Origin of the sequence: Bacillus sp. 0209A (assembly GCF_036765095.1) — a bacterium.
GTDB classification, from domain to species: Bacteria; Bacillota; Bacilli; order Bacillales; family Bacillaceae; genus Bacillus; species Bacillus subtilis_G.
On record NZ_JBAIZV010000001.1, the window covers coordinates 783,404 to 806,154 of the forward strand.

The window sequence follows — 22,751 nt, forward strand, 5'->3', positions numbered from 1 at the left end:
AGTAATCGATTTCTATTATAATCAGATTTTACCTTTTCCTTACAGGTAATAAAGTAACAATTTTATTTATTTTATCTATTACCAACTGACTCTTTTCTAGTGTTTGAACATTTTTCACTAGTTCATTAGTCCTTTTCATCAAAAAAACCCGAGCTGGCAGCAGCCGGCTCGGGCAGGTAGTCAATCTCGCTTATTCATATCCCTTTTCTCTCTCGGTTCCTGTTGTTGTTTTTGGTGCTCCGGAGGCTGCGTCGTGCGTTCCATCTCCTTTGTATCTTGTCCCATTCCCTTTAAAAACGAGAAAAGCAGTGTAATTGATTTGTTGATTTCCGGGTCTTTGAGCGAACGAATGATATCGAAATAACCTGTTTTCTCTTCGCTGTCCTTCTGTTCCACCGCGTTTGCCACCCCCGCATTCACTTTCAAAATGAGGGGCTCCAGCTGTTTCACATCCAGCATGCCGAGCGTTCCAAACAGAAGAAGCAGATTTTTCAGCGTATTGGCCGTTTCCTCTGTATCTGCTTTTTTGACTAGGATATCAAGGACTTTATCCCCTTGGCCAAAAAGGCCGCGGAGCAATGGCAGGACGCCGCGCTCGTTCATGTGGCCGAGCATTTGCAGCGTTTCTAGAATGACTGCCTTATTTTCAACTAATGCATCTTCAATTTCTTTCATATCACGCTTACGCTGATCCTCTTCGGTTACTTGGATTTTCTGGATTTGTTTAATTGCTTTAGCCATTACGCCCAATCCCCCTTTTCACTGCGTCACCAGGGAAAATATAATCCTTCCGCGCCCATTTCTTTTGCACTTGCACACCGATTTGCGGCTGCGGGTTGCCGTTGCGGTGATTGATTTTAGGGAGCGGGTTGGTTCCGTCCCGTTTCAAAATTTCCATTTTGGCTGACGTTTCTTTGTATGCCGGCGTATCGGTATCCTTATCGGCATGGCTGCCTGTTAACAGGTTGATCGCTGCTTCCCCTGAATCGTTCATTGGCAAATATACTTCCTTCCCTTTGACACGATCAGTGATCAGGCATTTCACTTTGACATTTCCGAAAGGCGAGGTGAGTCTGACAAGTGTTCCGTCCTGAATTCCCCGTTCTGCCGCTAGCTCAGGAGAAATTTCTAAGAATACTTCCGGTGTTTTCTCCGAAATCCCTTTTGATTTGTAGGTTAAGTTTCCTTCGTGGAAATGTTCTAAGAGCCGCCCATTGTTGACGTGGATATCATATTCCTCACCGAACTCATCAGGCTCCGTCCACTGAACAGGATAAAGAATGGCTTTGCCGTCCGGAAAAGGAAAGCGCTCTGTAAAGAGTAAAGGCGAATCCTTTCCATCGGCGCTTACAGGCCATTGAAGAGAATTGTAGCCTCGAAGACGTTCATAGGTAACACCGGCATAAATCGGCGACAGCATGGCTGCTTCCTCCATAATGTCACTAGGGTGTTCATAGCGCCAGCCAGCGCCAAGCTTATTGGCTACTTCCATAATAATTTGCCAATCAGGCTTTGATTCGCCCAACGGTTCAAACACCTGATACAATCGCTGAATACGACGTTCTGTGTTTGTGAAAGTACCCTCTTTTTCAAGGCTTGGGCTCGCAGGAAGAACAACATCGGCATACTCTGCTGTTCGTGAAAAGAAAATGTCCTGCACCACAAAGAAATCAAGCTTTTCATATGCGGCGTGCACATGATTGATGTTGGAATCAACCAGCCCCATTTCTTCCCCTTTTACATACATCGCTTTCAGCTGGCCGGAATGGATTTTTTCAATCATTTCGTGATTGGTCATGCCCGGCTCCTTCGGCATCGGCATCCCCCATGCCCGCTCGTATTTTTGGCGGACTTGTTCATCCGTTACATTTTCATAGCCAGGCAGTTTGTTAGGCATGCTTCCGAAGTCACTTGCCCCCTGCACGTTGTTATGACCGCGCAACGGATAAGAGCCTGTCCCCGGTTTTCCGTAGTTTCCTGTCACAAGCAGCAGATTCGAGATCGCCGTGCTCGTGTCGCTTCCGCCAATATGCTGTGTCACGCCCATCGCCCACAATGCGCACACACTGTCAGCCTGACCGATCATCTCCGCCATTTCGATGAGAGTTTCTCGATCTATTCCGGTTTTCTCCTCGGCATATTCGAGTGTGTATGGAGCCAGGCTTTTTACGTATTCATCCCGTCCGTTCACTTTTTCTTGTAAAAAGCGTTCATCAGCCTTGCCGTTTTCAATCAAATATTTGGCGATGGCATTCAGCCAGACGATATCTGAACCCGCACGCGGCTGGACAAATAAATCAGAGCGCTCTGCCATTTCGTGTTTTCTGATATCCGCTACGATCACTTTCTGTCCTCTCAGCTTATGAGCCCGTTTAATGCGAGTGGACAAGACTGGATGGGACTCAGACGTATTCGAACCGATAATCAACACAAGGTCTGCTTGCGCGATATCTGTAATTGACCCTGAATCACCGCCATAGCCGACTGTTCGGAACAGGCCGGCAGTCGCAGGAGATTGACAATAGCGCGAGCAGTTGTCCACGTTATTTGTGCCGATGATCCCTCTTGCCAGTTTTTGCATGAGGTAGGATTCCTCGTTTGTACATTTAGAAGATGTAATAAAGGCAAGTGAATCAGAGCCAAACTCGTCTTTCAAATCGGTGAACTTGTTGGCGATCAGCGTTAACGCTTCCTCCCATTCCGCTTCCCGGAAATGGTCGCCTTCGCGGATCAGCGGCTTTGTCAGGCGCTCCTCGCTGTTTACGAAATCCCAGCCGAACTTTCCTTTTACACAAGTAGAAATGCCGTTGGCTGGCGCTTCCTCCTGCGGCTCCACTTTCAGAATGTCTCTTCCCTTTGTCCAGACATCAAAGCTGCAGCCCACGCCGCAGTATGTGCAGACGGTTTTCGTTTTCTTGATCCGTTCATCACGCATGGCGGATTCCATATCAGAAATGGCGAGAATCGAGCCGTACCCTGTTTCTACGCCTTTTGTGATCTCGATCATCGGACGGAGCGTTTCGTGATCAATGCCTGTTAAATATCCGGCTTCCCCTTCCATTCCTTTTTCCATCATCGCGTTACACGGACAGACCGTTGAACAGTGGCCGCATGACACACAAGACGACTCATTGATCGGCACATCGTTATCCCAAATGACGCGCGGGCGTTTCCGCTCCCAGTCAATGGTCAGGGTTTCAGTCACCTGAACGTCTTGGCAAGCTTCAACACAACGGCCGCACAAAATACATTGGTCTGGATCGTACCGGTAAAACGGATGAGATTCATCCTTATGATAAGGCTTATGGTCAAACGGGATGCTTTGGTGATTGACTTTCATTTCTTTCACCGTATTATGTATTTCACACCCCCCGTTGTTGTAATCGCAAACTGTACAATAAAGCTCATGATTATATAAAATCTTGTCCATCCCGATGACCTGCGCTTTTTTGACATCAGGCGAAAGCGTATCAATGACATCCCCATCCTTTACTTCAGCGGAGCACGATCTCTTTAGCTCACCATTGATGCTGACGATGCACGTATCACATGTTTCAATCGGCCCTAAGCTGGGATGATAGCAAACTTGCGGCACTTCAATCGAACTGTTGTTCAAAAGCTGCAGCAGCGTTTGATCTTCGGAGGCTTCCATTTCAACGCCGTTTATTGTGATTTTTTTCTGTTGAGCCATCTCCATTCCCCTTTCTTGCCAGTGTATATACCGAATTACCCATTTCTCTTCCCTTACAAGAGATCAATAAAACATACAAAACGCACTCAAATGTTTTAGCACATTCACACCGGGAAACGAGGTGGTAGATGAAAAAGGAGGGATATCATGAACAAAACAATGTCTGTTCTAACCGCGACAGCCGCACTGACAGCCTCTCTTTCCAGCTTTGGCGCAGCACCTTTTCCAACCCCTGTAAAGGCCGAAACTCAAGCAACAACGCTCTCCGAAGATACGAATCAATCCGCCGCCGAGCTTGTCAAAAACCTCTACAACACCGCCTACACAGGGGAAATGCCTCAGCAGGCGCAAGGCCTTACCATTAACAAAAGCACGAAAGGCGATGTCCATGCTAAATTAGGGGAACCGGAACGGCCGTCCGGAGGAGACAATCGGTTTGATTTATATCACTGGAATATGGGGAACCCGGGCTACGGATTTTCCTATCATCAAGACATGACCATTTCAGAAATCCGCTACTTTGGAACCGGCGTGGAACGGCAGCTGAATTTAGGAGGGGTTACCCCGGAAGTGCTGCGAAATGAATTAGGCGCCGCTAATCGAGTGTTAACCGTCCCGTTTACCGATGAAATAGATTATGTATATAATACAGGCCGATATGAACTCCATTTTGTAATTGGCAAGGACCAGACCGCCGACCATGTAAACCTTAAAGCGAAATAATCACATCATGCGGCTGTTCAGCCGCTTTTTTTATTGGACAAATAGAGGGTATATTCCTTACAATACATGGGAGTTGAAACAGAGACGGGGTATCAATTCTCAATGAAGCGAAATCGATGGATATATGCAGCTGTCACCATGATGATCATAGCGATGGGGCTGGGATCCAGAGCATTCTCAAGTGTTCTGCCGGATGCCGTCAATCCTTATCTGGGGGACTCGCTGTGGGCGGCCATGATCTATATGGGATGCGGGTTTCTATTTCGGAAAATGAAGACAATGATGACGGGCATGATCAGTCTTTCTTTCTGTTTTTTCATTGAAATCAGCCAGCTGTATCACTCAGATTGGATCGACCGGATCAGAGACACTTCTCTTGGCGGCCTTGTACTGGGGTACGGTTTTTTATGGAGCGATATCGAAGCGTATACGATCGGAATTGCACTCTGTGCAGCCATAGAACTGCTCGTCCTAGGAATCAAAGAGCGCCACAAAATGTGACGCTTTTTTCATATAGAAAACAACTTTTCATATTGCTCAAAGGTTTTTTCCATTACAAGATTCATCCTGATTTCCCCCTTGTTAAAAACATACGGTATGCCGCAGCGTAAGGGTCAACATGGAAAATTAAGCCCTTTTGCACTGTAAAATCATCCAAACCCGCCGATAGGTAAGGCATAGGAGGTGGAACGATGGATATTCCCGCTTTATCAGTTGCTATGCATCAAGCATCACTTGCCCAAAATGTTGATATCGCTTTAACGAAAAAAGTGTTGGACACGGCCCAGCAAAATGCCGATCAAACCTTAAAGATGATTCAGCATCCGACACTCGGACAAACCATTGATATAAAAGCTTAATCACACACCAAAGGCGGCCAAGGACTCCATCCTCCCGGCCGCCTTTATTGTTCACAAAAGAGCATGCATGTTTTGACTGTTCCTCCGTATGATGTATTGTTTGCCATATGAAGGAGGTTATTAAAAGACATGAAAAGATTGTTTACGAAAGCTTCATTGATATTATTCGCAGTTGTATTTATTTTCGCCGTCAAAGGGACGCCCGCCAACGCCGAAACCCATGCCTACGATGGAAAAAGCCCTTATTACAATGATTGTGCATCCAGCGGCTCTACAAAAAAATCCTCAAACTTAGTGAATGCCAACAATCAAGTCATCGGGGTGGTCGAGCTCAAATTCAGCAGTGCATGTAAAACGGCTTGGGCAAAAATCACGATGAATCATACATTGACGTCAGGCTATGAAGCAAATGCGGAGATTACCCGGAACACGGACGGAAAGAGATATAACTGTGATTCTGCAGGCGGCAATGGAAAAGCGGTGGCCGGCCAAAAATCTTGTTATACACCGATGGTATATGATTTGGATCCACGGACTTCTTACGCTTTCGGTAAGTATTCAGGACCGAATCTGAATGTTTGGGCCACTACAGGCTCTTACTAAAAAGAAAAAAGGCTGTCCAAACGGGCAATATCCGCGGCAGCCTTTTCGTATTAATTCGCTTCTCTTTGTTTTTTAACCTCTTCAAGCTGAGAGACCGTCACCAATTGATAGCCTTGATCGGTGAGCTTTTTGATAATTTCATCGGCCGCGTCAGCAGAGGTGCGGTAAATGTCGTGAATCAAGATGGTTCTTCCATCTCCCGCCTGACTCATGACCCGGTCAACGATTGTTTTTTTGTTGCGTTCTTTCCAATCTTCCGGGTCAATATCCCATAATGCGACATCCATTTTCAATTGACTCCGCAGCTCATCATTAATGCCGCCGTATGGAGGTCTTACAAGCGTCGGACGGTATCCGCTTATTTTTTCAATAATATCCTGCGTGTCGTTGATCTGCTTTAACGCTTCTTTTACTGAAAGCCTTGTGAGAAGCGGGTGGCTCCATGAATGGTTCCCCACCTCATGTCCTTCTTTCAGCATCCTTTTAAGCGTTTCCGGATAATATTGCACCCTGCTCCCGAGAACAAAAAACGTGGCATGCCCCTTATGTTGCTTCAAGGAGTCCAAAATTTGATTTGTTGTCGCAGGATTCGGGCCGTCATCGAAAGTAAGCGCAATGACTTTTTGATTTGGATCAACCGTTTCCTCTTTAGGCAATGAAATCACTTCATGCTTCGGCTTTTGCTCTTTGATTTTATTTTTGTTTTTTGCTTTATCAATATATTGTTCTTTCACAATGTCTTTCAAGAGGCTTTTCTTAATCGCAATCGATTGCTCCCCAAGATAGCCTGCTGCGACCTGATATGTATCGAAATAAAATTCGATATAATCTTGCTTGATGGCAAAGCGGCTGAAATTTTCTTTTTTCGGTGCCGTTCCTTCCTTTAACAGCGCTTCGTCAGCAGCAATGTCCTTATCTTTTTTCAGTTCATGATAAGCGATTAACGAAAGCTTATGTAAATAGTCAGCGTCCTCTTTGAAAATATCATCAATCGAAAGAAAAGCTTGTTTACTAAAATCATAGTTAAACGTTTTTTTCACGGTTTGCCCGTGTGCACCGCCGATATATTTATATTCATTAAATACAATCGCTACTGTCTGTTTGGCGTAATGGGCAATTTTATAATCAACATTTAATTCGTTGCGTTTTGTCGTATGCTCCTGATCAACGTCTTTTGTTTCCTTTTGAAATTGGCGAACCTCTTTCTCTGCGAAACTCTTTAATGCCGCATCCATTTTTTTATTTTTAAAAACTGGATAATTGACTGCGTAATTGAACGTTTTCCCGTCGTTCACAAGCGTTGCGATCTCCACGTTCCCATACTGAGAATCAGTTTTCACTTTAGTCATAACCGTTTCTTTTTGTAATGAATTATGGAAAAAGCCAATAAGGCCCGCCACACATACAACTGCTAATAAGATATGAAACCATTTGATTCTTTTTGCCAACAACCCAAATTCCTTCTTTCATAACCATTTCGATTTATCCTTATCAGTTAGAACTGTATCTTTTTAGAAATATTCTTGTAATATTACAGTAACATTTATTTCACATTTGTAATACTATGAGATTTAGTAGTTCTTGTCAATCCTTTTTCAGGGATTTCATCATAAAAAAATCGATTTCACGAATGTACATACACCCAACTCACACATCAAGAATATGGTAAAAGGAATAAAAAAAACATGGGAGGTTTTCCTCTTGGATTATCCTTTGAATGAACAGACATTTGAACAAATGACACCTTATGATGAAAGACAGCCTTATTATTATCCGCGCCCGAGACCGCCATTTTACCCGCCTTATTATTACCCTAGACCGTTCTATCCGTTTTATCCGCGTCCGCCTTACTATTACCCGCGCCCGAGACCGCGCCCACGACCGCCTTACTACCCTTGGTCCGGTTATGGCGGCGGTTTCGGCGGCGGATACGGAGGAGGTTACGGCGGAGGTTACGGATACTAGGCGTCGTTTACCAAAATGGGGGCAGTCCAGCTCCCTATTTTTTTGTTTTAAAAATGACAATATCATGACAAATATAGGAAATGATTGTAATTCTCATAGCCGTCTTGTTACGATAACAATAGCATGCAGTTTTGGGGGAGGCGTCTATTTTTGGAGAATACAAGTGATTCTGCAGCTATATCTGAAACGAAATACATAAAACCTTCAAATCGGGTAACAATTTACGATTTTATCAAACTTGCAAAACCCGGCATTATCATATCAAACTCGATAGCAGCCTTCGGCGGATTTTGGATCGCATTTGCAAGCGCAGAAAAACCATTAACCGGAATGGCTTTTTTGATGACAATGGTGACAGCAATGTTTGGAACCGCGTTTGTTATGGCTTCCGGAACTGTCTATAACAACTATTTTGATCGGCATATGGACGCAAAAATGGCACGCACCCGCAGCAGAGCCTCGGTCACAGGGAAAATGCCGCCAGCTATGCTCTTAACGTATGGCTCTGTTTTAGGAATCACCGGTCTTGCGATGCTCTATTCCCTCAATCCATTAACTGCCCTTCTCGGACTGGCCGCTTTTATTTTTTATGCGATTATCTATACGATATGGGTGAAACGAACTTCTGTGTGGAGTACATTTGTCGGGAGCTTCCCCGGAGCTGCGCCGCCATTGATGGGGTATTGCGCGGTAACCGGAGACATCAGTATGACTGCAGTGCTGTTGTACGCGATCATGTTTCTGTGGCAGCCCCCGCATTTTTGGGCGATTGGGATCAGACGCAAAGAGGAGTATCGGGCAGCGGGCGTTCCGCTCTTGCCTGTTGTAAGAGGAAATCATGTAACAAAAATAAAAATGATTCAATATCTTGCAGTTTTGGTGCCGGTCACGTTATTATTTCCTTTTACTCTCGCCAGCGGCCATATCAGTCCATTTTATTTCTTAGCTGCCCTGGTTCTCGGAGGCATATGGATCAAAAAAAGCATCCAGGGATTCAAAACAGATGATGACGTGAAGTGGGCAAAGGATATGTTTGTCTACTCGCTCATTTATTTTTGCTTGCTGTTTTTGATTATGATGGTTGATTCATTTGTGATGTTTTTGATCAGATAATAGTTATGCAAAAAGAGTCACACATTAATGCGACTCTTTTTTGTTTGGAAACACAGCATCTAATAGAAATGTCATGATCAAAAACACAGCCATGCAAATCAAAAATCGTACGATCTCACTCAAAATCCAGCTATCAGCAATACGCATACCATCGGTTTCTCGTAGGCTTGCATATATTGAAAAAATCATGAGTATGTTTTTTAGGGTTTCTTTGTTCATGTCATACCATCGCTTTCTTGAAATGATTACTGTAATGCAAAAATAAAAGATGAGGCAAAATCCATCCGCTTAAAAACATATCCGCATCACTGCATGTTTTGATTGTATGAAATCCTTGTTGTTTCAGCCAGCCATTTGCAAAGTTCAGGCAAACAGATAAAAAACAATAGACACTTGTAAGACTTCTCCCTTTCTTAAAGGCTTTATTTCAGTTTAGATACAAATTTTACTTTCAGGCCTTATCCAAGGTTTACGAAACTTCTTGCTCGAACTACCGTATAGCTTATCAGGAGGGATCAAACGATGAAAGAGTATGAATTCGTAAGAGTTGAACTGAGTACGATGAGAAGAAGGCCTAAAGAAGACTACCAGCAAATCATCCATGACTATGCGAAAAGAGGCTGGACATTGATTCAGATTTTCGCTCCCAGTATCGATGGGTATGGAGCGGCTGCTTATTTTGAAATCATATTTGAAAGAGATGCGGAAAAAGCTTAGTCTATGTGTCTAAGCTTTTTTATTTACCCTTTGTATCCCAATCTCGTTGCGGGCCATCTATACAATTTCTGCAAATGCAGCATCACATGCTTTTGCTAAATCTCGCGGCGCTAGCTTTAGCTGCATACCGATTTTCCCTGCACTGACAATGATAAAATCAAATGTTTCAGCGGCCGCATCAATATAGGTCGGGAACCATTTTTTCATGCCAATTGGTGAGCAGCCGCCGCGAAGATAGCCAGTTACCCTTAATAGCTCCTTCATTGCAATCATGTCTATTTTCTTTTCACCTATTACCTTTGCCGCCTTTTTTACATCTAATTCCTTTGCAACAGGTACAACAAAGACGTAGTAATGATGGGCTCCCGCTGTTGCCACCAATGTTTTATATACATACTCCAAAGGATATCCGATTTTTTCCGAAACAGAGACGCCATCTACCGGCTGGCCCCCTTCTGTTTTGTAGCCTAATAACTCATAGGAGATGTTCTGCTGTTCGATCAGACGAACCGCATTCGTTTTTGCCATTTTTTTCGCCATCCTTTTCCCCCACTATCAAAAAAATTCCTGAATTCCTGTATGTCTACTTTATTACAGTCAATATAAATACTAACACTAGAGATATCCATATTCCACCAAGCTGCATGTCCAACTCCCAAAACACAGTCATTGTCCTCACACCTTTCGTTCTATTCTTAGTTAACATGAAATAAATCAGGAATGAACGAAATAAACCCACATACAATTTGTATGAATGTAAAATGAAGGAGTGGTTGCTTTGTATCCTTACTTTCATAGTCCTCCGTCAATTCCTTACTTTACACCTACTCATAACTCTCAGAGAAATCCAGACTTTACAGAAAGACAGCGAAGAAGACAAATCACATTGAATGTAGATGGCGTTGTACCACCCTCTTCCTATGAGGATCTCGGAGACGGGTTTTATTCTTACGCATGGACGAACCAACAGGTCATAAATCCGGGTGAATACCTTGTTTGCCACCTTGAAGGAAGGGATATAAAAGTGATGAATGGCGGTTTTGCATCACGTGATACTGCTCCATTATATGCGATCGCAAGCTTTCCAAGGAGAAGAAACCAATGGGTTATTACGCTTCATAATCCTGTTCAAACCCAAAGAGCCATATCGCTTTATCTGATTGCGAAAAGGTGATACGAAATGCCCTCAGAAAGCATTCAGGTGGCTTAATGGTCCTTCTTGAAACGAACAGTTACGAGAAGGATGAACCTTCTTGATACCGCATCTAAACGAGATCGGTGAATAACTTTTTTGAAACAACACCTTATTTCCGTGAGAATTTAGTTAAAAACAAGGGGACAAAAGAATTTGACTCATGGATAATTTTAAAGAAGGATAATCAGGAAATTGTTAGAGGAACCATTTTTAGGTGACCATTTAAAACAATAAAAAAAGCAGGCATTCCGTCTGCTTTTTTGAAGGGCATGTAAAGAGTTAAAACCCTTCCTCTAAACTGAGAGCGGGTTTAAACAATGATTTATGAAGTTTCCTTACTCATCTTTTTTATCTTTGTCGGTATCTTCAGGATCCTCAACTGGATCTTCGGGATCAGGGTCATTATCGTTTTCATCATCTTTATTGATGGTATCATCCTCGTCGACACCTGGAACGTTGTTATTGTCAGTATCTTGGTTGTTGCCGTTTTGATCTTGATCGTTCTCCTCGACGTCTGGAGCATTGTTATCATTATTATCTTGATCATTATTACAGCCCGCTAATACAAAACTGGTCAGAAACAACGCACTTATGATTTGCAGCCATTTTTTCATATTCACCCTCCTTTCTTCTTTTTAATCCCTATCAGTTTGTCCAGCATGTTTACTTTCATTCGTTTGCATTCTTATATTTCTTTCTTTAAAACTAAGTAACGCAACAAATATTATGAAAGGACATGGCTCGAAGATGAATCATTTCCGGTAGATAACTGTCCTTATCTGGCAATTAGGAGCCAGCATAGCTAACAGTATGAGGGAGGGGGCTAAAATAAAGGGATCAGATCACTCCCTTTTAATTCAATCAAAAAACCCTTCAATCGAAGAAGGGTTTTTCCATTCATCAACACCTTAGTCTGCTACAGTCAACAGTCAAGACCAGCATGAATTGGCGCACTTGTTATCTTGATCGTGTCATAGATAAGAGACGATACACTCTGCCTGCCCCTCCAGTTTAAATTCTCCAAACCCGTAAGGCAGCAACATATGATCTCCTTTTTTGAAGCGATTGACACTCCCATCGGAGATGATACGGCCTTCTCCTTCAATCACACTGACAAGAAGGAATGGTTTTTGCTGCTTTAATCTTGCTGATTCTGATAAACTCCACTTTCCCACTGAAAAGTAAGCACATTCAATAAACGTGGTTGTAAGCAAATCATCTGTTTGCTCATAATGAACAGATTGCCGATCTGGAATGGATGGAACCTCTATGACTTCTATGCTTTTTTCCAAATGCAGCTCTCGCAGCTTGCCTTCTGCATCTTTTCGTTCATAATCATATAATCTGTAGGTTGTATCTGAATTCTGCTGCGTTTCCAAAACGAGAATGCCTTTTCCAATCGCATGAACGGTACCGCTTGGCACATAGAAGAAATCCCCCGGCTTTACCTTTACGCGGCGCAAGAGCTCGTCCCATTCTCCAAGCTCTATCATCGAGCTCAGTTCTTCTTTTGTTTTTGCGTTGTGGCCGTAAATGATCTCCGCGTCTTTTTCGCAATCAATGATGTACCAGCATTCGGTTTTTCCAAGTTCCCCGTTTTCATGTATTTTGGCGAACTCATCATTCGGATGCACCTGAACGGATAAATCTTGATCTGCATCTAAGATTTTTGTAAGAAGTGGGAAACGATCCCCTTCCAGATGTCCGAATAAATGTCTGTGATGATCCCATAATTCGCAGAGCGTGAACCCTTTATACATTCCGCTTTGAACAATGCTTTGTCCATTTTTATGAGCGGCAAAAGCCCAGCACTCCCCTGTTCGTTCTGACGGAATGTGATAACCGAAATCAGCTAAAGCGGTGCCGCCCCAAATCCTCTCTTTGAAAACAGGCTTGAAAAATAACGGTTCAGTCATCATGAAAATCCCCCCGCATTAAATGATTTCATCCAGCAGTTTGTATGCTTCTTCTTTGGTTTGCACGGAGAGCAGCCGCTTTCTATAACTGTCATCCATTAGTTTTCGGGATAACATCTGCAATATTTTCAGATGCTGGTTTCCTCCACTTTTTTTTGGCACAGCAATCATAAAGATTAATTTTGCATCTGATCCATCCAGGCTGTTCCAGCCAACACCTGATCGTTTGATCCCAAAGGCAACACTCGGCTTCCTGACCGCCTCAGACTTTCCGTGCGGAATCGCGATATTCATGCCAATCGCCGTTGTTCCCTGTTTCTCACGATCCAAAATGGCTTGTTTAAACCCGCTCTCTGAAAGCAGCATACCTCCGCGGGACAATGTTTGAATCATTTCATCAATGATGTCATCTCTCGTTTCTCCGGATAAATGTGGTTCTATCAACTCTGGGCTGATGATGTCTGTCAGTTTTTTGATGTCCTTCATTTCAGCTTTTTGGCTTTCAGCTTGAATTGGCTTCTGTATGTCTTTTACTGCAGCAGCTTCACTTGGCGGTGCAGTTTCGCTGAGCACAGGAGACGCCGCCGTAATATCCTTTTTTAGTACATTGACGAACAGAGCAGTGACAAGAGATCCTGCAATCACAGCAATAAAAAACATCAAGACATGATCAACTGCACCAAGCACTGCAACGATAGGTCCGCCGTGCGCCACTCTGTCTCCCACATTGCCAATCATCGCTATGACAGAACCAGTCATAGAACCTGCCATAATACTGGGAATGACTCGAAGAGGATCCTGCGCCGCGAATGGAATAGCTCCTTCAGTGATGCCGAAGAGTCCCATCGTAAATGCCGCTTTCCCCATTTCTCTTTGCGGCGCCTCGAATTTTCTTTTTCCAAAAAACGTCGCGATGCCGAGGCCAATCGGCGGTATACAAATAGCAACTGCAATTGGGCCCATGATTTCGTAGTTTCCCTCACCAATCATGGCCGACCCGAACAGAAATGCCACTTTGTTTACGGGGCCGCCCATATCAAATGAGATCATCGCGCCTAAAATCAATGCCAGAAGGATCGAGCTCGAACCTTGCATCCCCGCCAGCCAAACCGTTAAAGATGTGAAAATTTGAGCTACAGGTGCGCCGATCAAAAACACAAACGCTAACCCTACAATCAGGGATGCAAACACCGGAATAATAATAATCGGCATAATCGGCTGGATTGCTTTTGGAACTTTTAATTTTTTGATCCCAAGTGCCGCGTATCCAGCCAAAAATCCGGCAATGATTCCGCCGAGGAAACCGGCGCCGCTTGCGCTGTCATAAAAACTTCCAGCCGCTGCAATATATCCGCCAATCATTCCTGGCACAAGTCCCGGCTTATCAGCGATGCTATATGCGATATATCCGGCTAATATCGGGATCATGAATGAAAATGAAGCACTGCCGATCTGTTCAATCGTTTTCCAGAAGGAATCATCTGGAATAACTAATCCTTTAGGTGTTTTTTCGCCCCCAAGCGTTAATGCAACCGCTATCAATAATCCGCCGACGACAATGAAAGGAACCATAAAAGAAACGCCGTTCATTAAATGACGGTAAATCGGATTTTGCTTCTTCTCCTGTTGACTGCCGGATTCCGATTTTGAAGCGGAATGATAGACCGGTATATCCCCGCTAAGTGCTTTTCGAATCAATTCTTCCGGTTTGCGGATGCCGTCCTGAACCCCGACAGACAGCAGTTTTTTCCCTATAAACCGATCTTTGTTTACGGAGCGGTCTGCCGCAATAATGATCGCGTCTGCCTCCTGAATTTCCTCAGCGGTTAGCTCATTTTCTACCCCGATTCCGCCCTGGGTCTCAACTTTAATGCGAACGCCTAATCTATCAGCAGCTTTTTGCAGATTTTCCGCTGCCATATACGTATGGGCAATTCCATTCGGACAAGAGGTTATCGCTAACAGTTTCATATAAATCCTCCTTTAAACTATGAATCGTAAGATCTTGACTCAACTGTATACTGAAATCAGGCCGTAAAAATCGTTTTATTTTACCGTTAATTCCGGAAATAAAGGCATTTTTCGCTATAAACAAAAAAAGCAAGGTTTCAACCCTGCTTTTAATATTCCAAATGAGATAAAAATGTCATGACGTCTGTTTCTTTCGTCAGCTTCTGGACGATGGCCGGCTGCTCACTCAGGTATGAAAGCTCACTAAACAGCTGCTTTGTCATATTTTGATCCTCATGTTTGACAGCCAGCATAAAAACAAGCGATACTTTCTCATTTCCCCAATCAAGCGGCTCTTTTAATGTAGCAATTGCAATGGCTGATTGTTTAATGTATTTAGCGTTTGCATGAGGAATGGCTATGCCTGCCCCAATGTTTGTCGCCGCCATTTTTTCCCGCATAACCGCATGAACCGCATATTCCTTTTCAACATAGCCTTTCTCATACAAAGCTGTCGCCAGCTGTTCAATCAACTTGTAGCGGTGCTCTGCCTCTTGCTGCAAAAAAACCAAAAAAGGAGTCGTATTGTTCAGCATATGAAAGGTTTTTCGTTTTTGGCGGTGCGATTCGTCGAGCTGACGTATAAATGCACTCAATTTCTTCTCGTCACCAGGCTCCAAAAGCGGTGATACAACAATATGGGGAATCGTTACACGTTCCAGCGCAATGGTAGAAATGACAAGATCGATATCTTCATGCTTTTTTATATAGCCCTTTAAATCGGCCTTTGCAATACAGGCCACTACAGCGATTTGATGATATTTCCGTTCAATTCTCGTCCGCAGCAATTGAGACATTCCAATACCCATGTGGCAGACGATGATCGCCTTTTTATGTGTCTCGCTGCTGTGGTGCAGCCGTTCGATCGCTGCCTGAAAATGCAGCGTCAAATATGCTGCCTCTTCCTCAGGTATATAAAGATCAAACGATTGATTGATGTCTTCCAGAACGTCAATGATCAGATGAAACAAATAAGGGTACATCTTTTTGATGTCATTGAGCATAGGGTTTGATACAGAAAGATCGTAGCTCAGCCGTTGTAGCACAGTATTGAGATGAATGTTCAATCCGTTGACCAAATCCTGATCTTTATGAAAATCCAGCATTTTCAGCTCTGAAACACGATTGATTAAATGCCCTACAACCTTTGGAAGCACTGCATTTTCAAGGTTATTTGTCTCTTCTTTCTGTAATGGATAACGAACTTTCCCGCCCAATATATGTAATGTTAAATACACAGCTTCTTCTTCAGGAAAGCGGATGGCAAAAACCGGCTCAAGCCGTTGTAAACAAGCAAAAGTCCATTGATATTCTTTCTTCTTTTTTACGACCGCCTGTTCTCTTGGAGATATCGAGATCGGCTGTTTCATTTTGATTCGGCGGATCATTAACAATGTATGCAGCAGCAAACTCTCAAACGTCTCATCTGTGAAATAGAGAGAATGCTTTTTTTGTAATGATTTGATTTCTTTCATCACAAAATCGACTTCATGACGTAAGAACTTACTTTTAATAAATTGGCTAGTAAACTCCGTGTTATCAATCAAATCAGATATTCTTGCCAATGCTTTTCTTTTATTTTTTTCGTTCCCTTCAACCTTCAAACCAATCCGCTGCTTCGAAACCAACGTGATCTCATACCGCTTCAGCCACTCTTCTAGCGCACATAATTCCTTTTTAATGGAAGAGCGATTCACAAAATGCTGAGCGGCTATTTCTTTTGCGGAAACAGGCTTTGCATTCATTAATAAATCATAAGCAATATGCAGCATTCTCTCTTCATCGGTCCGCTGCCTAGAATGAAAATGTTCAGTATATAATTGTTGGCTTAACCAGGTCCTTTCCTGTTCTTCTATATTTAGATAGACACCAAACCCTGGCTTCCGAATGAGCTGCGCATGAGAATGTTCATTGAGATAATCCTCAATCGCTTTCAAATCATTCCTGATCGTTTTTTCAGAACACTGTACCCTGTCTGCGAAATCTTGCACAACTAAATAGTCATCAGGTTCAGATAACAACAGATACAAAATCTCTTTTTGTCTTGTATTCATGTATTTCATCTGTTTTTCTATCCTTCCTGTCAGTATCCACTTGAACAAATTAATAGTATAAGTATACTATAAATGAAACCGTTTACATCATAACGTAAAATGATAGAGTCAAAAGTTTCGTTTTTTACCGAAGCTTCCGGAAAAAAGGTTTTTTTATGTTGTTAGAGGTTCTATGCTCCAGTACGTTACCCACTCCCCATTCCAATTTAATAGAACAAGAAACGAGACACGGTAATGGTCCACCTCTATCCTGCGCCTTAAAAATCTAATCATCGACTAAGTCAACGCAATAAAAAACGGCTAGAAACGTTGATATAACGTCTCTAACCGCCGTGTATGATTCCAACTGGCTCGAACCAGCGACTTCAACCCTGTCTGCCTTTTGAACAAGTATATTCGATTCTGACCAGCCCTATTAACTTCAAGGCCTATTGAATTGTACTTCTGATGACTTCTGAATGAAAATGATGAAAGTTGATAGCTTTAGACAACAACTGCCAACTTTATCTCTCTTTTTAAGAAGCCTTTTAATCATTCACATTGCTTTTCATTAACCATTCAACTTCCGTTAATTCCTGTTTTTGAACATCTTTTGTGTGTTTTTTCGTGAAATGGGCTTTAACAGCTTCTTCGTTTTCCCAAATCTCCCAAAGCATTATTTTGCGTTCCGATGGTTCAAGCGGATAAGCATGGAATGTGATACACCCTTCTTCTTTGTTCGTTTCTTCCTCAAGTTTTTTGAATTCCTTCATTATCTCACTAAGGTCTTTATCACTGATAATTTTTAAGCATGCCGTTATGTAATGCATCGAAATTCCCCCTCTTCACATTATTTTATGGCTTTTCATTATAACATTTTCTTGAAAATTATAATCTATAAATCATTAAACGACATTGGGAGCCTTTTAGACCAACTTTCTATAAATTCTAAAGCAGCTAAAGGGTACGTATCAGACGATTTGGTCCTTATTTATGCTTATTCTGACCTTTGTTTTGGCCCAAATAGAAAGATTTTTCAAAAAAATGATTCTATTAGAGGGTGCCCTTGGTGGTATAATATTAAATATATGTAAATAAAAGGAGGTATTCGATTGTCTGTTTCGGATTTAATCCCATATCATTACGTAACTACAGACATTAATCATTGGTATGTTGTAATAAAGCAGGGTCGAGTTGAGAAAGCAAAAGAAATGAAACAACAAGTTGAAAAAGAATTTGATATGATGGAGAAAAATGAAAAGGTAGCAGTCTATCTTCAGTTATTAAAGCTACGGCACGAAATAATGCTGTCTTATATCGAGCCTGACTCTGTTAAAAATATAGATGGTGTTTATTCTGATCTCAAAAAGACACGGGAAAGTATGGCTCCTGAATCTCTTACGAATACAATTGAGTTCTATTATCACTTTTTCACCGGTATGTATCATTTCAGAACAAGAGATTTAGTTATTGCTTTAACATATTATCGAGAAGCTGAAAAATATCTTGATTTATTAGACGATAACGCAAATACAGATAAAGCAGAGTTCTATTTCAAAGTGTCAGAGGTCTATTACTATATGAAAGAGACTCATTTCTCCATGAATTATGCTCAGCGTGCATACTCTATATTTAAAGAGCAAAAAGACGCTCAGGGTCATCTTACATATGGCAAAGAAATGGTCCAATGTCAGTTTGTTATTTTTGGAAACTGGCTAGATAAAATGTGTTATGATGATGCTTTAAAAACAGCTAAAAAGGCTTTAAATGATGCTTTAAAAATAGGGGAACAACATTTAATTGGTTCAGCTCATTTTAATGTGGGTTTATGTTATAATAACCTTGAAGAACTTGACAATGCTGAGAAACATTTTCAAATCGCCTATGAAATCCATAGGGATCGCAAACACATTTATGAGTCTAAAGCGATTTTTAATCTAGCATATGTCAAAGCAAAGAAGAATGATTTAAAGGCTGCTTTAGAATTATACCAGGAAGGTCAGAAGGTTGCTGCCAGACACAACAACCAGGAAGTAACGGAGAAATTAAAACTGGTTAAAGGTCTTTATTTATCATTCGACTTACAAACACTTAGAGAAGTGTTCAAGTTCTTCAAAGATAAAAACCTTTATGGTGATATGGAAGAATACGCTGTTGCTGTTGCTGATTTTTTGACCAACAAAGAAGATAGACATGATGCGGTCGATTTTTATCAAATGGCAATTGAAGCACGCAAACAAATTCAAAGGGGGAAACATTTAAATGAAAAAATGTAAAATTGCAATTTGTTTAGCGCTCTTGCTTGGCATTGTTGGAGTATCTAGCGCTTCATACGCTCTTTCTGAGCAGTCCACTTATAAGGTCGCAGATAGAGCAGCAACTTAATATGATATTAAGAAAAAACCCCATTTTGGCCTTTGAAGTGCACCCCAAATTTTAGACACAGTCTAAAATTTGGAGGTGCTTTTTCTTTTATTAACACATCTGTTTCTTTAGTGAAGGAACATAACATATTCTGCCACTATACACTTTTGGTTCTGCTGGATAAGGAAAACATCATTGCTTATACCATTAGACATATTACAGATTGCTTAATTTTTATATAACTGTTGGAAAGGTTTTTTTCGTCTGCGATAATTAAATAAGAGGTGAAATCAATGAATGGTATAGAATTTTTAGAGTCCGTGTCGCAACTGGGACAAATAATTTTATTGTTCTCCGGCTACGCCCTTTATTGGAGATTAGGCAAAACAAAAAAAGAACGAAAACTTACAAAATATGAAACTTTTCTTAGGTTCTTTGTAATGTTCGGCATATTTGCATGGGCGCTTTCGTTTCTTGCTTTGCATTTGTGGTAACAATCTTCTAAAGGAATTAGATGATTCGATTTAGACCAAATTTCTAAGTTAATGTTAATACTACAATACGGTTGCCTAAGAGCAACCGCAATTCTACTATTAGCTTAAACGTAAAAAGCACCTGTTTTCAGGTGCCCCAAACAACTATGATATTCTCCTCAATCTATTCGCGCCGAATCCACTGCTTTGGTATGTTTTGACGAGATCGCCCAATCGTACCGAAAAGCCCAAGATGCCGCTTCCCCTGTTCGTTCCACGTGGTACATCATACCATTTTCCGCTTAATTCCACCGCCCCACTCCAATCGTAACTCACTTCCCCTTCAAACACATTGGTCCAATTATGACCACTGCCGTTGTCGCTTAATCCTACCCACCAGATCTTATTGTTATCCAGGTGCCGGATGTAGTAAATGCCTCCATCGTCGCCTCGCCAGGTTCCTGTCAAATCGTACGCAGGTTGCCTCCAATGAGTTAGTATAGGTACCTGATTGTAGTACATAAGCAGCACTCCTCTATTGGAATTTTTATTCGTTACAGCATAAGTCCACAACAAACAGCTGGCTTTACCATCGAAGTCGTTGCCATGTAGTCGCGGCAATTCCACCGGTTACCTTGGTCAACCGGTCTCCACTACGGGCGACGACCAAGGTACCGCTTCCCCTGTTCGTTCCACGTGGTACATCCGCCCAATTTCCAGAGATCACCTCTGATCCAGTCTCATCAAACATCCGCATTCCATGAAACACGTGTGTCCAGTGTTGCCCCCTGCCATTGTCGCTAAAGCCTGCCCACCAGACATGGGGGTCATCATGCCGGATGTAGTACACTCCTCCATCGTTGCCTCGCCAGATTCCTGTCATATCCGTTTCCTGCCGAGTCGCTTGTGCATCAACAAAAGACTCCCGATCATGCATATGCCTCCAATGAGTTAGCATAGGAACCTGATTGTAGTACATAAATAGCACTCCTCTATTGGAATTTTTTGGTTTTATACGTAACATATGCTGAAACAAAACAATTGAACCTAGGCAAATGCTGATTTAAGATTAGAAATCTCAATATGATCTGATTCGAATAGCAGGTAAAATGACATACATCGTATTGATCATTTCGCCCTTTAAAATCACATTATATTCTGCTTCTTCTTTTTCCCATGGTAAAATCTCGTTGGAACTATTCAAACGATAGGATATAAACATGAAAGTATTTGAAGCCAAGACGTTGCTTTCTGAAGCAGATAAACGTGCAAAAGAATACAAAGAATTAAGAAGTCAGATGGTCAATCTAAAAAAAGCCTTCAAAGCTGTAGCTGATTTAGATGACAGTGAGTTTTCCGGCAAAGGCGCCGATAATATCAAAGCATTTTATCAAGATCATGCCGGAGTTGCTGACAATTGGATTGATCTAATTGATATGAAAATTGCTTTTTTGACAAGCATTTCAGGCGCTTTAGAGGACGCCAGCTTAGCCGATGCATACATAGAAGAATCCTTTTTAGAACATGAGCTGGCTAACGCCTACACAAAATCAAAATCTATTATGTCTGAACAGAAGAAAGCGATGAAAGATATCTTACATGATATAGATGATATCCTTCCGCTTGATTTGTTTTCGACTGAAGACTTTAAAGACGAACTCGCCGATGCGGAAGACAAACGCAAAAAAACGGTTGATAAACTAGGCAACGTAGACGAAGCACTTATATCTGAATATGCTCAGTCAGAGCCAAACGAGCAATTCATCAAGCAGGACTTCCAAAAGCTTGAGGAATCAACAGGCAAAGGCAAGAATGCTACACCCATCCATTACAATGCCAAAGCTTATCGAGAAAGTGATATACATAAGAAAAAAGGCGATATCGAGAAACAGACTGAAGCTTATTTGAAGATCAAGAAAGATGAAGCGAAAGAACGAGAAATCAAAGATTTAAAGAAGAAGCTAGCTGACAGAGTGACGGATCCGGATGAATACTTAGAAATTGCCAAGAAAGTCGGATATGAGAATCTAACCCCTGAACAGCTCCAATACGCAGTGCAGCTTGAACAAGCAAAACAGCTGAAGTCCGTCGGTGAAAGTATAATCAATGCCGGCAAGACAGTAATTGATTTCGTTGAGGGAGTTGATGATGGTATTGACGATGTGATTGACGATACCATATATGGCATTAAAGACTTGGCTGTGGGCGCATGGGAATATTCACAGCTCCCTATCGAACTGAAACTGACAAAAACAGTTACAACCATTTTGAGCGTACCTTCTTATTCTAAAATCATCTGGACAAACCTTGCCGACTCATGGAACGATAAAATGAAAATGGCAATGCATACGAAAAAGGGCATTATATCAGTTATGTGGTAGGAAATATCGTTGGTACAAAAGGTGCGGGTTCCGCAGTGCAAACCACGACCAAGCTTTCTAAAGTAGGTAAAGTGGTTGAAGCTGGAACAGCCGCTGCTCATGTCAATAAAGGGCTTTTAAAAGGAAAAGACTTTATTAATCCTTTATTAAAAAATAAATATGAACCTGCACTTGTAGGGATAGCTCAAGATATAGAGAATACCTACAATGTGAAAAATACATCTATATTAAAAAAAGAGATTCAATCAAAACAAGATCAATTCGTCCAAGCTGCACCATATACACATAAAGATGCATTCGGTAACACCGTCACAACCAACTTAAAAAATGGACATTTAAAAAATGATGTTCATCCTGTAACCGGAGTACCTTATGATAAAGATGGCTTCCCGATTTTCGAACCAGTTACCGAAGTAAAGATTGATAGATCATTATATCTACAGAAAGATACTGCACAATTTAAAAAAGCCACTGAACTATTACAGCAAGAAATTAATAAAAATCCAGAGTTAAAAAAACATTTTACAGAAATGCAGTTAAAGCAGATTTCAAAAGGCAAAAAACCAAAAGGTTTTACATGGCACCACCATCAAAATGAAGGTATAATGCAGCTAGTAGATGCAGATATTCATGGCAAGACAGGACATACTGGAGGAAGAAACATATGGTGCGGAGGTTCCAAATACAGATAAAAGGAGTTTATTAAA

The 22,751-nt window shown here is 41.8% G+C and carries 19 protein-coding genes and 2 pseudogenes; 12 read left to right on the forward strand and 9 right to left on the reverse strand.

All coding sequences use genetic code 11. From position 1 onward, the window contains the following. Positions 1-180: 180 nt before the first annotated feature. Both V6D44_RS03370 and fdhF read right to left on the reverse strand, forming a co-directional pair. Positions 181-741 (reverse strand): DUF1641 domain-containing protein, encoded by a 561-nt coding sequence (locus tag V6D44_RS03370; protein WP_087990844.1) that lies wholly within the window; start codon positions 739-741, stop codon positions 181-183. After that, positions 734-3,691: a formate dehydrogenase subunit alpha gene (fdhF, locus tag V6D44_RS03375; RefSeq protein ID WP_087990843.1), complete on the reverse strand. Its 2,958-nt coding sequence runs from the start codon at positions 3,689-3,691 to the stop codon at positions 734-736. Before fdhF ends, V6D44_RS03370 begins: the two co-directional genes overlap by 8 nt. Before the next feature lie 147 nt (positions 3,692-3,838). On the opposite strand from fdhF, the gene V6D44_RS03380 reads away from it, so the two are divergent. The 4 genes from V6D44_RS03380 (at position 3,839) to V6D44_RS03395 (ending at position 5,877) form a co-directional block, all read left to right on the forward strand. After that, the gene (locus V6D44_RS03380; protein ID WP_087990842.1) at positions 3,839-4,414 is read left to right on the forward strand and encodes a YjgB family protein; all 576 of its coding nucleotides are present in this window, start codon (positions 3,839-3,841) and stop codon (positions 4,412-4,414) included. 102 nt (positions 4,415-4,516) lie between these two features. Beyond that, positions 4,517-4,915, forward strand: a complete 399-nt coding sequence (locus V6D44_RS03385) for a ribosomal maturation YjgA family protein (protein WP_087991037.1) — start codon at positions 4,517-4,519, stop codon at positions 4,913-4,915. A 191-nt stretch (positions 4,916-5,106) separates the two neighbouring features. Then, positions 5,107-5,274, forward strand: coding sequence for a YjfB family protein (locus V6D44_RS03390; RefSeq protein ID WP_087990841.1), 168 nt, complete (start codon positions 5,107-5,109; stop codon positions 5,272-5,274). A 129-nt stretch (positions 5,275-5,403) separates the two neighbouring features. Further along, positions 5,404-5,877, forward strand: a complete 474-nt coding sequence (locus tag V6D44_RS03395) for a YjfA family protein (RefSeq protein ID WP_087990840.1) — start codon at positions 5,404-5,406, stop codon at positions 5,875-5,877. A gap of 50 nt (positions 5,878-5,927) precedes the next feature. Here the strand turns inward: V6D44_RS03395 and pdaC are convergent, their stop codons facing one another. Continuing rightward, positions 5,928-7,328 (reverse strand): peptidoglycan-N-acetylmuramic acid deacetylase PdaC, encoded by a 1,401-nt coding sequence (pdaC, locus tag V6D44_RS03400; RefSeq protein WP_087990839.1) that lies wholly within the window; start codon positions 7,326-7,328, stop codon positions 5,928-5,930. Positions 7,329-7,578: 250 nt separating this feature from the next. Between pdaC and V6D44_RS03405 the strand changes: the two genes are divergently transcribed. The 3 genes from V6D44_RS03405 (at position 7,579) to V6D44_RS03415 (ending at position 9,672) form a co-directional block, all read left to right on the forward strand. After that, a complete protein-coding gene (locus tag V6D44_RS03405) occupies positions 7,579-7,842 on the forward strand; it encodes a spore coat protein (RefSeq protein WP_148964337.1) in 264 nt (87 codons plus the stop codon). Between the two features lie 123 nt (positions 7,843-7,965). Next, on the forward strand, positions 7,966-8,955 hold the full coding sequence (cyoE, locus tag V6D44_RS03410; RefSeq protein WP_087990838.1) for a heme o synthase: 990 nt from the start codon (positions 7,966-7,968) through the stop codon (positions 8,953-8,955). A gap of 522 nt (positions 8,956-9,477) precedes the next feature. Continuing rightward, a complete protein-coding gene (locus V6D44_RS03415) occupies positions 9,478-9,672 on the forward strand; it encodes a DUF4177 domain-containing protein (protein ID WP_087990836.1) in 195 nt (64 codons plus the stop codon). Between the two features lie 57 nt (positions 9,673-9,729). Here the strand turns inward: V6D44_RS03415 and ybaK are convergent, their stop codons facing one another. After that, on the reverse strand, positions 9,730-10,212 hold the full coding sequence (ybaK, locus tag V6D44_RS03420; RefSeq protein WP_087990835.1) for a Cys-tRNA(Pro) deacylase: 483 nt from the start codon (positions 10,210-10,212) through the stop codon (positions 9,730-9,732). Positions 10,213-10,450: 238 nt separating this feature from the next. On the opposite strand from ybaK, the gene V6D44_RS03425 reads away from it, so the two are divergent. Next, the gene (locus V6D44_RS03425) at positions 10,451-10,846 is read left to right on the forward strand and encodes a hypothetical protein (protein WP_087990834.1); all 396 of its coding nucleotides are present in this window, start codon (positions 10,451-10,453) and stop codon (positions 10,844-10,846) included. 107 nt (positions 10,847-10,953) lie between these two features. Next, a pseudogene (locus V6D44_RS03430) lies at positions 10,954-11,079 on the forward strand (GNAT family N-acetyltransferase); the annotation flags it as partial. Positions 11,080-11,202: 123 nt separating this feature from the next. Here the strand turns inward: V6D44_RS03430 and V6D44_RS03435 are convergent. The 5 genes from V6D44_RS03435 to V6D44_RS03455 form a co-directional block, all read right to left on the reverse strand. After that, positions 11,203-11,481 (reverse strand): hypothetical protein, encoded by a 279-nt coding sequence (locus tag V6D44_RS03435; protein WP_087990833.1) that lies wholly within the window; start codon positions 11,479-11,481, stop codon positions 11,203-11,205. Between the two features lie 357 nt (positions 11,482-11,838). After that, the gene (gene manA / locus V6D44_RS03440) at positions 11,839-12,786 is read right to left on the reverse strand and encodes a mannose-6-phosphate isomerase, class I (RefSeq protein WP_333516260.1); all 948 of its coding nucleotides are present in this window, start codon (positions 12,784-12,786) and stop codon (positions 11,839-11,841) included. A 15-nt stretch (positions 12,787-12,801) separates the two neighbouring features. Continuing rightward, positions 12,802-14,754 (reverse strand): fructose-specific PTS transporter subunit EIIC, encoded by a 1,953-nt coding sequence (locus V6D44_RS03445; RefSeq protein WP_253269016.1) that lies wholly within the window; start codon positions 14,752-14,754, stop codon positions 12,802-12,804. Positions 14,755-14,903: 149 nt separating this feature from the next. Then, a complete protein-coding gene (locus tag V6D44_RS03450) occupies positions 14,904-16,856 on the reverse strand; it encodes a BglG family transcription antiterminator (protein ID WP_087990831.1) in 1,953 nt (650 codons plus the stop codon). Positions 16,857-17,374: 518 nt separating this feature from the next. Continuing rightward, positions 17,375-17,656, reverse strand: coding sequence for a putative quinol monooxygenase (locus V6D44_RS03455; RefSeq protein WP_087990829.1), 282 nt, complete (start codon positions 17,654-17,656; stop codon positions 17,375-17,377). A 282-nt stretch (positions 17,657-17,938) separates the two neighbouring features. Between V6D44_RS03455 and V6D44_RS03460 the strand changes: the two genes are divergently transcribed. The 3 genes and pseudogenes from V6D44_RS03460 to V6D44_RS21055 all read left to right on the forward strand — a co-directional run bounded on the left by V6D44_RS03460 (position 17,939) and on the right by V6D44_RS21055 (position 22,736). Continuing rightward, positions 17,939-19,102 (forward strand): response regulator aspartate phosphatase, encoded by a 1,164-nt coding sequence (locus V6D44_RS03460; RefSeq protein WP_333516261.1) that lies wholly within the window; start codon positions 17,939-17,941, stop codon positions 19,100-19,102. A 381-nt stretch (positions 19,103-19,483) separates the two neighbouring features. Then, the gene (locus V6D44_RS03465; RefSeq protein WP_015715692.1) at positions 19,484-19,684 is read left to right on the forward strand and encodes a hypothetical protein; all 201 of its coding nucleotides are present in this window, start codon (positions 19,484-19,486) and stop codon (positions 19,682-19,684) included. A gap of 1,199 nt (positions 19,685-20,883) precedes the next feature. Then, positions 20,884-22,736: pseudogene (locus tag V6D44_RS21055) on the forward strand (T7SS effector LXG polymorphic toxin). Positions 22,737-22,751: the final 15 nt, after the last annotated feature.